This window comes from Amycolatopsis tolypomycina (assembly GCF_900105945.1).
In the GTDB taxonomy this organism is placed as follows: Bacteria; Actinomycetota; Actinomycetes; order Mycobacteriales; family Pseudonocardiaceae; genus Amycolatopsis; species Amycolatopsis tolypomycina.
Genome location: NZ_FNSO01000004.1, coordinates 1,761,735 through 1,774,718, shown reverse-complemented (window position 1 = coordinate 1,774,718; position 12,984 = coordinate 1,761,735). Strand labels below are relative to the sequence as shown.

11 protein-coding genes are annotated in these 12,984 nt (G+C 71.4%); 4 read left to right on the top strand and 7 right to left on the bottom strand.

The genetic code is table 11. The features are described from left to right. The first annotated feature begins 128 nt into the window (after window positions 1-128). Window positions 129-851: a FadR/GntR family transcriptional regulator gene (locus BLW76_RS18985; protein WP_091309179.1), complete on the top strand. Its 723-nt coding sequence runs from the start codon at window positions 129-131 to the stop codon at window positions 849-851. A gap of 64 nt (window positions 852-915) precedes the next feature. Here the strand turns inward: BLW76_RS18985 and BLW76_RS18980 are convergent, their stop codons facing one another. From BLW76_RS18980 to BLW76_RS18950, 7 genes are read right to left on the bottom strand one after another with little or no spacing between them, the layout of a single operon-like run. After that, a complete protein-coding gene (locus BLW76_RS18980) occupies window positions 916-3,162 on the bottom strand; it encodes an alpha-L-fucosidase (RefSeq protein WP_091309178.1) in 2,247 nt (748 codons plus the stop codon). Window positions 3,163-3,188: 26 nt separating this feature from the next. Next, window positions 3,189-4,037: an aldo/keto reductase gene (locus BLW76_RS18975; protein ID WP_091309175.1), complete on the bottom strand. Its 849-nt coding sequence runs from the start codon at window positions 4,035-4,037 to the stop codon at window positions 3,189-3,191. Beyond that, the gene (locus tag BLW76_RS18970) at window positions 4,037-5,056 is read right to left on the bottom strand and encodes an ABC transporter permease (protein ID WP_091309173.1); all 1,020 of its coding nucleotides are present in this window, start codon (window positions 5,054-5,056) and stop codon (window positions 4,037-4,039) included. Before BLW76_RS18970 ends, BLW76_RS18975 begins: the two co-directional genes overlap by 1 nt. Further along, on the bottom strand, window positions 5,049-6,548 hold the full coding sequence (locus BLW76_RS18965; RefSeq protein ID WP_091309171.1) for a sugar ABC transporter ATP-binding protein: 1,500 nt from the start codon (window positions 6,546-6,548) through the stop codon (window positions 5,049-5,051). Before BLW76_RS18965 ends, BLW76_RS18970 begins: the two co-directional genes overlap by 8 nt. Window positions 6,549-6,584: 36 nt before the next feature. Beyond that, window positions 6,585-7,649, bottom strand: a complete 1,065-nt coding sequence (locus tag BLW76_RS18960) for a sugar ABC transporter substrate-binding protein (RefSeq protein WP_091309168.1) — start codon at window positions 7,647-7,649, stop codon at window positions 6,585-6,587. Continuing rightward, window positions 7,646-8,416 (bottom strand): SDR family NAD(P)-dependent oxidoreductase, encoded by a 771-nt coding sequence (locus BLW76_RS18955; protein WP_091309167.1) that lies wholly within the window; start codon window positions 8,414-8,416, stop codon window positions 7,646-7,648. Before BLW76_RS18955 ends, BLW76_RS18960 begins: the two co-directional genes overlap by 4 nt. Beyond that, on the bottom strand, window positions 8,413-9,735 hold the full coding sequence (locus tag BLW76_RS18950) for an enolase C-terminal domain-like protein (RefSeq protein WP_091309165.1): 1,323 nt from the start codon (window positions 9,733-9,735) through the stop codon (window positions 8,413-8,415). Before BLW76_RS18950 ends, BLW76_RS18955 begins: the two co-directional genes overlap by 4 nt. Before the next feature lie 182 nt (window positions 9,736-9,917). On the opposite strand from BLW76_RS18950, the gene BLW76_RS18945 reads away from it, so the two are divergent. The 3 genes from BLW76_RS18945 to larA are packed head-to-tail and all read left to right on the top strand — an operon-like array spanning window position 9,918 to window position 12,876. Further along, the gene (locus BLW76_RS18945; protein ID WP_091309163.1) at window positions 9,918-10,769 is read left to right on the top strand and encodes a fumarylacetoacetate hydrolase family protein; all 852 of its coding nucleotides are present in this window, start codon (window positions 9,918-9,920) and stop codon (window positions 10,767-10,769) included. Then, on the top strand, window positions 10,766-11,608 hold the full coding sequence (locus BLW76_RS18940) for an amidohydrolase family protein (protein WP_091309161.1): 843 nt from the start codon (window positions 10,766-10,768) through the stop codon (window positions 11,606-11,608). Before BLW76_RS18945 ends, BLW76_RS18940 begins: the two co-directional genes overlap by 4 nt. After that, the gene (larA, locus tag BLW76_RS18935) at window positions 11,605-12,876 is read left to right on the top strand and encodes a nickel-dependent lactate racemase (protein WP_091309159.1); all 1,272 of its coding nucleotides are present in this window, start codon (window positions 11,605-11,607) and stop codon (window positions 12,874-12,876) included. Before BLW76_RS18940 ends, larA begins: the two co-directional genes overlap by 4 nt. Window positions 12,877-12,984: the final 108 nt, after the last annotated feature.

Below are 12,984 nucleotides of genomic sequence, written 5' to 3'. Positions count from 1 at the left end.
GTAAGCACAGACGGCAAGACATCACACGTCTGAGCGACCCATCACCGTCGAAACTGACGAATAAGGAGCCATTCCGAGATATACATCATACGAATGGTAGACTCAGCAGAAGTCGCGCGAGGAGGACCATGGCGAGATCGTTGACCGACGAAGCGATCGACCGGATCCGGGAGTTCGTCTCCTCCGGCCGGTTCCCGGCGGGCTCCAAGCTGCCGCCCGAGCACGAGCTCGCCACCGAGCTGGGGATCTCCCGCAGCCCCACGCGGGAGGCGGTGAAGGCGCTCGCGCTGGCCCGGGTCCTCGAAGTCCGCCGCGGCGACGGCACGTACGTCACCAGCCTGGCCCCGAGCCTGCTGCTGGAAGGCCTCGGCAGCGCGGTCGCGCTCATGCAGGGCGGCAGTGTCCTCGAGCTCACCGAGGTGCGCCGGCTCCTGGAGCCCGCGGCCACCGGGCTGGCCGCCACCCGGATCACCGACGCGCAGCTGCGCGCGGTGGGCGAGCTGCTCGACGCGATGCACGAAGCGATCGAGGACGTCGAACGCCTCACCGTGCTCGACGCCGCCTTCCACCGGGCGGTCGTCAGCGCGGCGGGCAACGAGACCCTCACCGCGCTGCTCGACGGCATCTCCTCGCGGACCCTGCGCGCGCGGGTCTGGCGCGGCACGGTCGAGCGGGGCGCGACGCACGTGACCCTGTCCCAGCACAAGGCGATCTACGACGCCCTCGCCGACCGCGACCCCGCCGTCGCCACCGCGGCCGCGCTGCTGCACGTCGACACCTCCGAACGCTGGTTGCGCGCCCACCTCGACGACCTCCGCGGCCTCGACGGCGGGCTCTCGCCAGCGTCATGAACGACTCTTTCATGACGTCTGACGTCATGAAAGAGTCGTTCATGACAGCGAAACCCGCCGGCGGTCAGGCCACGGAGAACACCCAGCGCAGGTTGGGGCTGCCGTCGTCGGACCACACCTTGAGCGGCGAGCCCGACGGGACGTTCCCGCCGCTGTCGAGGACCAGGCCGGTGGCCCGGTTCGCGATCGCGCAGACCCCGCCGCCGGTGTCGGTGACCGACCACTGCTGGCTCGCCGCGCCGGTGTAGGCCGACTGCACCGGGTTGCCGCCCGACGCGGCGCCTGCCCCGTCGATCACCAGGCCGTTGGTGCGGTTGGTCAGCTTGACGAACCCGTCGCCGATGTCCTCGACGCCGAACTGGAGGTTCGGGCTGTCGTCCGGGGTCCAGATCTTCAGCTTGCTGCCCGCCGCGACCGCACCGCCGCCGTCGACGGCCAGGCCGTTGGTGACGTTGACGATGCGGAACCACCGGGCGGGGTCGAACGCCACGCGCAGCGAGACGATCGCGGACGCCCGCACGTCCGGCGTGGCCACGGTGAACCGGCTCGGGGTCCCGGCGAAGTCGTCGGCCGGGTAGCCGATGGCCTGGTAGCCGTCCCCTGGCCAGATCGCGGAAACGGGCTTCGGCAGGGCGGCCTGCAGCTGGGCCGCGGTGTAACCGCCGATCCCCAGTGCCGCGCTCGCGCCGCGGAAGCCGCGGTCGGCGAACACCTTCGCGCCGGACGCGGGACCCACCACCGGGATCTTGCCGGCGAAGGTCAGCTTGAGCACGTAAGCGGGCGAGTCGTACGGCTTCGCCGGCAGCGTGACGTGCAGGCCGGCGGCGTCCTGGGTGTACTTCAGCGCGCCGGGAGCGCCGAGCAGTTCGACGCGGCGCAGGCCGCTCAGGTCGATCCGCTTGCCGGACAGGGTGGTGATGTCCGCCGTGGCGCCGGGCCAGGCCAGCACGGTCGCATACAGCACGCGGCCTGCCTTGTCGCGGGTGAACCGGAAGTCCTTGGCCGTGCCCACCTTCGGCGAGACGAACGAGCCGCCGCCCATCTTGGTCGGGCCTTCGCCGTAGACGTCCCAGACGCGCGTCGCATAGATCGACTCGCCGACGCGGCCGAGGTAGGTGCCGAAGTCGGCGAGCACCGCCCGCTGCTCGGCCGGGATCGTGCCTTCCAGCGTCGGGGAGATGTTGAGCAGCATGTTGCCGCCCTTGCTGACCCGGTCGATCAGCGCGTGGATCATCTGCGTGCTCGAGTAGTAGCCGATGCCCTGGGTGTAGCTCCAGCTGCTGCTGCTGATCGCGTCGTCGGTGAGCCAGTACGGCGTGACGATGTCGGCCGGGCCGCCGCGTTCGTAGTCCGCGACCTCGCCGTTGGTGTTGAACCCGTGGTCGAAGTGCTTGAACGTCGAAACGACTTCCTTGCCCCACTTCTCGGCCTGGTTGTAGTAGTAGGCCAGGAATTCGAGGCGCTGCTGCTCCCCCACCGCGCACGGGCCGCTGTTGATGCAGTAGCCGGGCGAGTTCAGGGAGAAGTCCTGCCAGAGGATGTCCGGCTTCGCGCGGTCGATCACCTCCTTGAGCTTGGCCAGCCACAGCGCGTCCTCCTCCGCGCGCGGCAGCTGGCCGTAGAGCTTGCGCAGGGTCGGGGTGCTCTGTGGCGGGGCGAAGTCGTAGAAGCCGTTGTAGTTGAACGCGTGGTGCATCGCGACCAGCAGCTTCAGGCCCTGCCCGCGGATGGCGTCGGAGAACAGCTTCAGCAGGTTCAGGTGCGGCCCGCGCGCCACCGAGTTCCACTCGTTGACCTTGCTGTCCCACATCGAGTACCCGTCGTGGTGCTCGGCGACCGGGCCGGCGAACTTCGCCCCGGACGCCTTGACGACCCGCGCCCATTCCTCCGGGTCGAACTGCCCGCCGCGGGAGACGAGCTTCGGCGCGAACTGCACCGGGTTGCCTGCCACGTCGGTGCCGCCGTCGATGAACCGGTCGTAGCCCCACACCTTCGGGTCGCCGTAGGTCGCCTTGTGGTGCTTGTTCTCGCCGCTGTCCGGGATGTACATGTTGCGGCCGTACCACTCGCTGCCGTACTCCGGCGTGGTGAAGGCGCCCCAGTGCCAGTAGATGCCGAACTTGGCGTCCTGGAACCACTCCGGCGCGGGCGGGTGCCGGTCGACCGACGGCCACGTGGGCTGGTAGCACTGCGCCGCGGCGGCCGCCGCGGCCGGGCCGGCCAGCGCGGGCGGGACGGCGGCCGCGGCGAGCCCGGCGGCCGCGAAGGCGCCGAACTGCCGTCGGGAAAACGGGTTCTGGGCAGGGGGCATCGTTGCACTCTCCTGGGTGAGGGGACCTAGCAGGAAATCAAGTGGTGCAGCAGTTCGTGCGGCACCTCGCGCTGGAAGGCATCGAGGTTTTCCCGCACCTGGGCGGCACTCGTGGCGCCGACCAGGACGGAGGTGACGGCCGGGTGCGCGGCGGCGAAGGCGAGCGCGCACGCGGCCAGGTCGTACCCCGCCGCGGCGGCGACGTCCCGCAGGCGCTGCGCGCGGGCGAGCAGGTCGGCCGGCGCCGGGGCGTAGTCGAACCAGGCACCCGGCCGGGGGTCGATGAGCAGGCCGGAGTTGAACACCCCGCCGAGCACGACGTCGACGCCGCGCTCGCCGCAGAGGTCGAGCAGCCGCTCGCCGCTGCGGTCGAGCAGCGTGTACCGGCCGGCGAGCAGGACGACGTCGACGTCGAGCCGCTCGACGAACCGGGCGGGCATCTCCCACTGGTTCATCCCGACACCGATCGCGGAGACGACGCCTTCGTCGCGCAGCCGGCACAGTTCGGGCCACGCCTCGGCGGCGGCTTGCTCTTCGTGGTCGTCGGGATCGTGGAGGTAGACGATGTCGAGGTGGTCGAGGCCCAGCCGGTCGAGGCTGTCCTCGATCCCCCGGCGGACGGCGGCCGCGGAGAAGTCGAAGACGCAGCCGCCGTCGGTGAGCGTCCGGCCCACCTTCGTCGACACCGCGAACGAACCCGCGGGAAGCGCCCGGCCGAGCCGGCGCTCGGCCAGCCCGAAGCCGTAGTAGGGCGCGGTGTCGAAGTACCGCACCCCGGCGCCGGCCGCCGCGGCGACGACCGCCGCGGCGGCCTCGTCGTCGATCTCGCCGAAGACGTTGCCCAGGCCCGCGGTGCCCAGGGCGAGGCCGGCCATCAGGTCTGCCGCTTGCCGCTGGTGATGCGGGACATCACCAGCGCGATGAGGATGATCGCGCCGTTGAGGGCGCCGATCCACTGGGCGGGCACGCCGGCCAGGGTCAGCACGTTCTGGATCATGTACAGCAGCAGGATGCCGGTGAACGCGCCGAAGAGCGTGCCGCGGCCGCCGTTTAGGCTCACCCCGCCGATCACCGCGGCCGCGAACACCGTGAAGATGTAGCCGTTGCCCTGCGCCGCGGCCACCGAGGCGAGCCGGCCCGAGAGCAGCAGGCCGCCGAGCGCGGCCAGCACACTGGCCCCGATCAGCACGATCCACACGATGCGGTCGGTCCGGATACCGGCGGCCTTCGCGGCGTCCTCGTTGCCGCCGATCGCGTACAGGCTGCGGCCGAACCGGGTGTAGCCGAGCAGGACGATCCCGCCGGCGAACAGCAGCACGCAGATCCAGATCGACGCCGGGATCCCGGCCCACAGGGTGGTGCCGAGGTAGAGCATCGAGTCGGGCAGGCCGAAGAACGTCTGGCCGCCGGAGATCCCGGTGAGCAGGCCGCGCAGCACGATCAGCATGCCGAGGGTGACGACGAAGCCGCTCAGCCCGAACCGGACGATCAGCAGGGCGTTGAGCGCGCCCACCACCACGCCGACCAGCAGGACCACCGGCACGGCCGTCCACGACGGCAGCAGCCCGAGCGAATGGCCGCCGCCGATCGTCAGCCAGGCCGCCACACCCGGCGCCAGGCCGAACGTCGACTCCAGCGAAAGGTCCATCTTGCCGACGACCAGGACCATCGTCTGGGCGAGCACCAGCAGCGCGATCTCCGACATCGTCTGCAGGATGTTGATCACGTTGTCGTACTGCAGGAACACCGGGTTCACCAGCTGGCCGACGACGGCGATCGCGATGATCCCTGGCACCAGCGCGAAGTCGCGCAGGCGGGCCAGTGCGATCCGCCGGGGCGCGGCGGCGGAACCGGTCCGCGGCGGGGCGCCCACCGCGGCGGGGCTTTCAGGCATCGAGGTCGACTCCTTCCATGGCGGCCACGACCTCGCGGTCCTGCCAGCCTGCGGGTATTTCGGTGGCGAGCCTGCCGTGCACCACGACCAGCAGCCGGTCGCACAGGCGCAGGTCGTCGAGCTCGTCCGAGGCGATCAGCACCGCGGTGCCCGCCGCGGCGGCCTCCGCGACCTTGCCCAGGAGGAACTCCTTCGACCGCACGTCGACCCCGGCGGTGGGGGTGATCAGCACGAGCAGGCGCGGATCGCCGGCCAGGGCACGGGCCATGACGACCTTCTGCTGGTTGCCGCCGGAGAGCGCGGACACCGGCAGCTCCGGGCCCGGCGTCTTCACCGCCAGCCGCGTGATCAGCTTCCCGGCGAGCTTGTCGCGCAGGCCGGACCGGACGAAGACGCCGGGGCCGAGCCGGTCCATGACGCTCATCGTGGAGTTGTCCGCAATGGACATCTCCGGCACGAAACCCTGGTGGTGCCGGTCTTCCGGGACGAACCCGACGCCCGCGGCCAGCGCCGCGGGGACGTCGCCGGGCCGGGGCCGGGAGTTCCCGACGAGGACCGTGCCGGAGGTGGGCTTGCGCAGCCCGGCCAGTGCCTCGGCGAGCTCGGTCTTGCCGCTGCTGCCGGATCCGGCCAGCCCGACGATCTCGCCGGGCGCGACGTCGAACGACACGTCTTCGAAGTGCGGGGCGAGGGTCAGCTCCGTCACCTGGAGCACCGGTTCGCCGCCGTACCGGGCCGACGACGTCCGTTCCTGCGCCGTGACGGCGTTCTCACCCGTCATCGCCGCGACGAGGTCGGCCTTCGGCAGCTCGGCGACCGGCGCGGTGAGGACGTGCCGGGCGTCCCGGTACACCGTCACCGCGTCGCAGATCTCGTAGACCTCCTGGAGGTGGTGGCTGATGAACAGGAACGTGACGCCCTGGCGCTGCAGCTCGGCGATGTGGCCGAACAGCCGGGTGATGGCGGCCCCGTCGAGCTGCGCGGTCGGCTCGTCGAGGATGACGAACCGGGCGCCGAACGACAGGGCCCGCGCGATCTCCACGAACTGCCGCTGCTCCACGCTCAGCTCCCGGGCGGGCCGGTGCACGTCGACGGCCACCGACCAGCGTTCGAGCAGCTCCTCGGCCGAGCGGCGCAGCGCGGCCCAGCGGACGAGCCCGCCGCGGGTCTCCTGCCGGTTGAGGAACAGGTTCTCCGCCACCGACAGCTCGGGGATGATCGTCGACCGCTGGTACACGCACGCCACGCGCGCCCGCCAGGCGTCCCGGTCGGCCAGTGCCGGGGCCGGTTCCCCGTCGAGCCGCACGGTTCCGGCGTCCGGCTCGGTCAGTCCGGTGAGGACGGACACCAGTGTCGACTTGCCGGCCCCGTTGCGGCCGACCAGTGCGTGCGTCTGTCCGGGTAGGACGGTCAGGTCGGCGTGGTCGAGCGCGACCGTGGCGCCGTAGGTCTTGACCACCCCGCGCGCCTCGACGACCGGCACGGTGCTCATGTTCGCTTCCTCTCTGAAGCGTTCTGGCCGCGGGAATCAGCTCTTGGCGTTGCCCCACAGGGACTGGTCGTCGACCTTGACGCTGCTGATCGGCCCGAACGTGGCACCGTCCGCGGTGACCAGCGGTGCGGCCAGCTGGTCCTCCATCAGGCCGTCGCGAACCTGGATGATGGTGCTGTCGTGGTCGGTCTTGCCCGGCGTCGGCGTCTTGCCGGCGATGGCGTCCTTGATGTACTGCAGGGCGTACTTGGCGAACAGGTCCGCGGGCTGGGACACGGTCGCGTCCATCTCCCCCGCCCGGATCTTCGCGAGCTCCTCGGGGATGCCGTCGTTGGACACGATGAACACGTGCTTCGGGTCGCTCGCCGGGACGGCAAGGCCACGCTGCTTCAGCAGCTGCAGCGTGCCGGACAGGGCGAAGCTGGACTGCATGTAGACGCCCTTGATGTCCGGGTTGGCCGTCAGCCGGGTCTGCAGCTTCTGGGCCGCGGTGTTGGCGTCCCAGTTGGTGGCCTCGCCGAACACGGTGATGCCCGGGAAGTCCTTCTTCATGCAGTCGTTGAAGGCTTCGGTGCGGTCGCGGCCGTTGATCGAGGCGAGGTCGCCCTGCAGCATGACGACCTTGCCCTTGCCGCCGAGCTTGGCGCCGAGGAACTGGCAGGCCTTCTCGCCGTAGGCGCGGTTGTCGGCGCGCACGACCATGTAGACGTTGCCCTGGTCGGGCCGGGTGTCGACGGAGACGACCGGGATCTTCTTGGTCGCCAGCTGCTGCAGGGTCGGGATGATCGCCGCGGTGTCCTGCGGCGCCATCACCACGCCCTTGACGCCCTGGCTGATCATCGTCTGCACGTTGGCCGTCAGGTTGGCCACGTCGTTCTGCGAGTTGGTGGTCTTGAGGTCGAGCCCGAACTGGCCGGCGAACTGGGGCACGTACTTGATGTAGGCGTTCCAGAAGTCGGTGTCCGAGCGCGGGTAGTCGACCCCGACGACGGTTCCGCCCGAGGCGGCGGTCGTGCCGCCGCCGCTGCAGCCGGCCAGTGCGGCCGCGGTCAGGACGCCGGCGGTGACGACGGTGGCGGCGCGCAGGTGCTGGAACTTCATGACCTCTCCTCGTTGACAGGTTTCGGGCGGAGCCGCAGGCCGGACATGCCGCCGTCCACGGCCAGATCGGTGCCGGTGGTGGCCCCGGAGTCCGGGCCGGCCAGGTAGCAGATCGCCGCGGCGACCTCGTCGGCGGTGACGAGCCGGCCGGTGGGCTGGCGCGCGGCGAGCGCGGCCAGCTCGGCCCCGGGATCGTCGGCCTTCGAGAGCAGCCGGTCGATCCACGGGGTGTGCGCGGTGCCGGGATTCACGCAGCAGACGCGGATCCCGTCGGCCAGGTGGTCGGCGGCCATCGCGCGGGTGAGCGCGAGGACCGCCCCTTTCGTGGCGCTGTAGAGCGCGCGCTGCGGCAGCCCGGCGGTGGCCGCGATCGAGCAGGTGTTCACGATCGCCGCCGAGCCCGCCTTCCGCAGGTGCGGCAGGGCCGCGCGGGTCACGCGCACCATGCCCACGACGTTGACGTCGAAGACGCGGTGCCACTCGGCGTCGTCGTTGTCCTCGACCGATCCCTGCGCGCCGATCCCGGCGTTGTTGACCAGGACGTCGAGGCCGCCGAGGTGCTCCACCGCGGCGGCGACCGCGGCCCGCACCGAACCGTCGTCCGAGACGTCGGCCCGGATGCCCGTCAGCGGCTCTTCGACCTTGTCGTTCAGGTCGAGGCAGACGACCTGCGCGCCGCGCTTGGCGAGCATCCGCGCGGTGGCGAGGCCGATCCCGGACGCCCCGCCGGTCACGATCGCGCGGACGCCGTCGAACTCCCCGCTCACGCGACCACCGCCGGGTCGCGCTGCCAGACCGGGCCGTCGGGGAACCGGTACCGCGCCACGGATTCCGCGTGCAGGCGCGCGCCGAGTCCCGGCTCCCGCGGGGCCAGGTAGCGGCCGCGCTCGATGCGTACCGGGTCAACGAAGTGCTCGTGCAGGTGGTCCACGTACTCGATGACGCGGTCGGCCTGGGTGCCGCTCACCGCGACGAAGTCGAACATCGACAGGTGCTGCACCATCTCGCACAGCCCGACGCCGCCGGCGTGCGGGCACACCGGGACGCCGAACTTCGCGGCCAGCAACAGGATCGCGATGTTCTCGGTGACGCCGGCGACCCGGCTGGCGTCGAGCTGGAGGATGTCGATCGCCTCGGCCTGCAGCAGCTGCTTGAACATCACCGCGTTGTGCGTGTGCTCGCCGGTGGCCACCTTGATCGGGGCGACCGCCCGGCGGATCGCCGCGTGGCCGAGCACGTCGTCGGGCGAGGTGGGCTCCTCGATCCAGTACGGGTCGAACTCGGCGAGGGGGCGCAGCCATTCGATGGCCTGCCCGACGCCCCAGGCCTGGTTGGCGTCGATGGCGATCCGGATGTCCGGTCCGACGACGTCGCGCGCGAGCCGCATCCGGCGGACGTCTTCGGCGAGGTCGGCGCCGACCTTGAGCTTGATCTGGGTGAAGCCGTCCTCGACGGCCTCCCTGGCCAGGGCCGCCAGCTTCTCCGGCGAGTACCCCAGCCAGCCGGGAGTCGTGGTGTAGGCGGGAAAACCGGACTCCAGGAGCTCGGCCTGGCGGGCCGCGCGGCCCGGTTCGGCGCGGCGGAGGATGTCGAGGGCTTCGTCGCGGGTCAGGGCGTCCTGCAGGTAGCGGAAGTCGACCAGGTCGACCAGTTCCTCCGGCGCCATTTCGGCGAGCAGCCGCCAGACCGGCTTGCCTTCGCGGCGGGCCCGCAGATCCCAGGCCGCGTTGACGATCGCGGCCGCGGCCATGTGGATCGCGCCCTTGTCCGGGCCCAGCCACCGCAGCTGGCTGTCCCCGGTCAGCCGCCGGGAAAACGCGCCGAGGTCGGCGAGCGCGTCGGCGACCGGCATCCCGACGACCAGCGGCACGAGCGCGCGGACGGCAGCCACCTCGACGTCGTTGCCGCGGCCCACGGTGAAGGCGAGGCCGTAGCCCTCGTCGCCGTCGCTCGTGCGGATGGTCACGTACGCCGCCGAGTAGTCCGGTTCCGGGTTCATCGCGTCCGACCCGTCCAGGCTCAGCGAAGTCGGGAAGCGGACGTCCACGGCGTCGATGGCGCTGATCACTTCGGCCAACGTGGCCACCTCTCCTTCGGGGCAGACAACATATGTATGGCTACGCGTCGATCCGCGGATTGTCCAGAGTCGATCCGTAACACGGCAATAACTTGGACACACAGTGATGTGTCACTACTTTCCGCACTTTTACGTATGATGACTGCGCTGGTCTTTGAAGAAGACATCATATGTCTGCTACGGTCCCGGCCATGCGCTTCCAACGCCTCGGCGACCCCGGCCACGAGATCCCCGTCGTGCTCGACGAAACCGGTGCGGCGCGGGACCTGCGTTCGCTGACCCGGGACGTCGACGGCGCCTTCTTCGCCGCCGACGGCGTCGCGCGGGCCCGGACGGCACTGCGCGAAGGCACCCTTCCCGCGCTGGACGCCACGGGCCTGCGCGTCGGTGCCCCGGTGGCCCGGCCCGGCCTGCTCGTCTGCATCGGGCTGAACTACTCCGACCACGCCGCGGAAACCGGCGCGCGGCCGCCCGCCGAGCCGGTGGTGTTCCTCAAGGCCACCAACACGATCATCGGCCCCCACGACACCGTGCTCGTCCCGCGGACGAGCACGAAGACCGACTACGAGGTCGAACTCGCCGTGGTGCTCGGCGGGCGGGCGCGGTACCTGGCGGCGCCGGAGGACGCCGACGCGGTCATCGCCGGGTACGCCGTCTCGAACGACGTCAGCGAGCGCGACTTCCAGCACGAACGCGGCGGCCAGTGGACGAAGGGCAAGTCCTGCGAGACGTTCAACCCGCTCGGGCCGTGGCTGGTCACGCCGGACGAAGCCGGCGACCCGCAGGGCCTCGGCCTGCGGCTGGCGGTCAACGGGCAGCCGCGGCAGGACGGCACCACGGAGAACATGCTCTTCGGCGTCCGGCACATCGTCTGGTACCTCAGCCAGTTCATGGTGCTCGAGCCGGGCGACGTCGTGAACACCGGCACCCCGGCCGGGGTCGCCTTCGGCGCCAACGACTTCCCCTATCTGTCCGAAGGGGACGAAGTGACCGTGGAGATCGACGGCCTCGGCCGCCAGCACCACCGGATCGGCCAGGCGTGAGCGGCCGGCGCGTCGACGCGCACCACCACCTGTGGCAGACCTCCGTCCGCCGGCACGCGTGGCTGGACGGCGACGACACCGCGGCGATCCGGCGCGACTACACCCCGGCCGACCTCCGGGCGGCCGCCACGGGGATCGACGCGACCGTGCTCGTCCAGGTCCTGCCGGACCTCGGGGAATCGGTGGAGTTCCTGGCGATCGCCGCCGCCGAACCGCTCATCGCCGGTGTCGTCGGCTGGCTCGACCTCACCGGTTCGCCGGCACGGGACATCGAACGGCTGCGCTCGGCCCCGGGCGGCGAGCTGCTGACCGGCATCCGGCACCTCGTCCAGGCGGAGCCCGACCCGCGCTGGCTCGAGCGGGACGACGTCCTGGCCGGGCTCGCGGCGGTGCGCGACGCCGGGCTGGTGTACGACCTGCTCGTGGTGCCCCACCAGCTCCCGGCGGCCATCGCGGCGGTCCGGGCCCTGCCGGATCTCACCTTCGTCCTGGACCACCTCGCGAAACCGCCGATCGCGAGCGGCGATCTCGAACCCTGGGCGACCGAGCTGGCCACGCTGGCCCGGGAACCCAACGTCGTCGCCAAGCTGTCCGGCCTGGTGACCGAAGCCGGCCGGCCGTGGCGCGTCGAGGATCTGCGGCCGTACGCGGACACCGCGCTCACCGTGTTCGGGCCGGACCGGCTGATGCTCGGCTCCGACTGGCCGGTGTGCCTGCTCGCCGGGACGTACGCCGAAGTCATGGACGCGGCCGACAGCCTGCTCGACGGTCTGACACCGGCCGAACAGGACGCCGTCCGCGGCGGGACCGCGACCCGCGTCTACGGGCTGGCGTCGTGAGAGTCCGGCTCGCCTACGGGGAAACCGGCCTCGACCTGGCCATCGACCCGGCGGTCACCACCGTGGTGACGCCGGTGCACCACCCGGTCACCGAACCCGCGGACGTGCTGCTGCGCCGGGCGTTGCGGGAGCCGGTCGCCGGGCCGCCGCTGCGCGAACGGGTGCGGCCGGGACAGACGGTCGCGATCTCGGCGTGCGACGGGACCCGGCCGCAGCCGCGCGAACTGATGATCCCGGCGATCCTCGCCGAGCTGGACGGCGTCGTCCGCCTCGAAGACGTCGTCATCCTGGTCGCCACCGGGACCCACCGCGGCAACTCCGACGCCGAACTGCGTGCGATGTTCGGCGACGAGGTCGTGGACACGGTCCGGATCGTGAACCACGACGCCCGCGACCGCGCGAGCCTGACGTGGCTGGGCCGCCACGGCGACGACGTCCCGGTGTGGCTGAACAGCGAGTGGGTCGCGGCCGACGTCCGGATCACCACCGGGTTCGTCGAACCGCACTTCTTCGCCGGCTTTTCGGGCGGCCCCAAGCTCGTCGCGCCCGGGCTGGCGGCTCTGGAAACCGTGCTGGTGCTGCACGACGCCCGCCGGATCGGCCACCGCAACGCGACCTGGGGCATCACCGACGGCAATCCCGTGCACGACGACGTCCGCGCGATCGCCGCGGCCACCGGCGTCACCTTCGCCTTCGACGTCATCCTCAACCGGGACAAGGCGGTCATCGGCGCCTTCGGCGGCGACCTGCCTGCCATGCACGCGGCCGCGACCCGCGCCGCCCGCGACGTCGCCATGCGGCCGGTGCCGTCGCCGTTCGACGTCGTCGTGACGACCAACTCCGGGTATCCCTTGGACCAGAACCTCTACCAGGCGGTGAAAGGGATGTCGGCGGCGCACCGGATCACCAGGCCGGGCGGGACGATCGTCTGCGCCGCGGAGTGCCGCGACGGGTTCCCGGACCACGGCTCCTACCGCGAAGTCCTCGCTTCGGCGAGTTCGCCCGCGGCCCTGCTCGCCGAAATCTCGGCCCGCGAGGTCACCGTGCCCGACCAGTGGCAGGTCCAGATCCAGGCGAAGATCCAGAACGACTGCCGGGTCGTCGTGCACACCGATTTCCTGAGCGAGGCCGACCTCGCGACGGCCCACCTGACCCGGACCACCGACATCGCGGCCACCGTGGCCGAGGCGCTCGACCGGGCCGGGCCGGGCGCGCGGGCCTGCGTGCTCCCGGAAGGCCCGCTGACGATCCCGTACGTGCCGGCATGAACACCGCCGACGTACTTTTTCCCGCGGAGGCGGCATGAACACCGCCGACGTACTTTTTCCCGCGGAGGCGGCATGAACACCGCCGACGTACTTTTTCCCGCGGAGGCG

What these genes read in the sequence shown, in the direction of transcription:
- BLW76_RS18985 (WP_091309179.1), top strand. Translation starts at nt 129, where the DNA reads ATGGCGAGATCGTTGACCGACGAAGCGATCGACCGGATCCGGGAGTTC.
- BLW76_RS18980 (WP_091309178.1), bottom strand. Translation starts at nt 3,162, where the DNA reads ATGCCCCCTGCCCAGAACCCGTTTTCCCGACGGCAGTTCGGCGCCTTC.
- BLW76_RS18975 (WP_091309175.1), bottom strand. Translation starts at nt 4,037, where the DNA reads ATGGCCGGCCTCGCCCTGGGCACCGCGGGCCTGGGCAACGTCTTCGGC.
- BLW76_RS18970 (WP_091309173.1), bottom strand. Translation starts at nt 5,056, where the DNA reads ATGCCTGAAAGCCCCGCCGCGGTGGGCGCCCCGCCGCGGACCGGTTCC.
- BLW76_RS18965 (WP_091309171.1), bottom strand. Translation starts at nt 6,548, where the DNA reads ATGAGCACCGTGCCGGTCGTCGAGGCGCGCGGGGTGGTCAAGACCTAC.
- BLW76_RS18960 (WP_091309168.1), bottom strand. Translation starts at nt 7,649, where the DNA reads ATGAAGTTCCAGCACCTGCGCGCCGCCACCGTCGTCACCGCCGGCGTC.
- BLW76_RS18945 (WP_091309163.1), top strand. Translation starts at nt 9,918, where the DNA reads ATGCGCTTCCAACGCCTCGGCGACCCCGGCCACGAGATCCCCGTCGTG.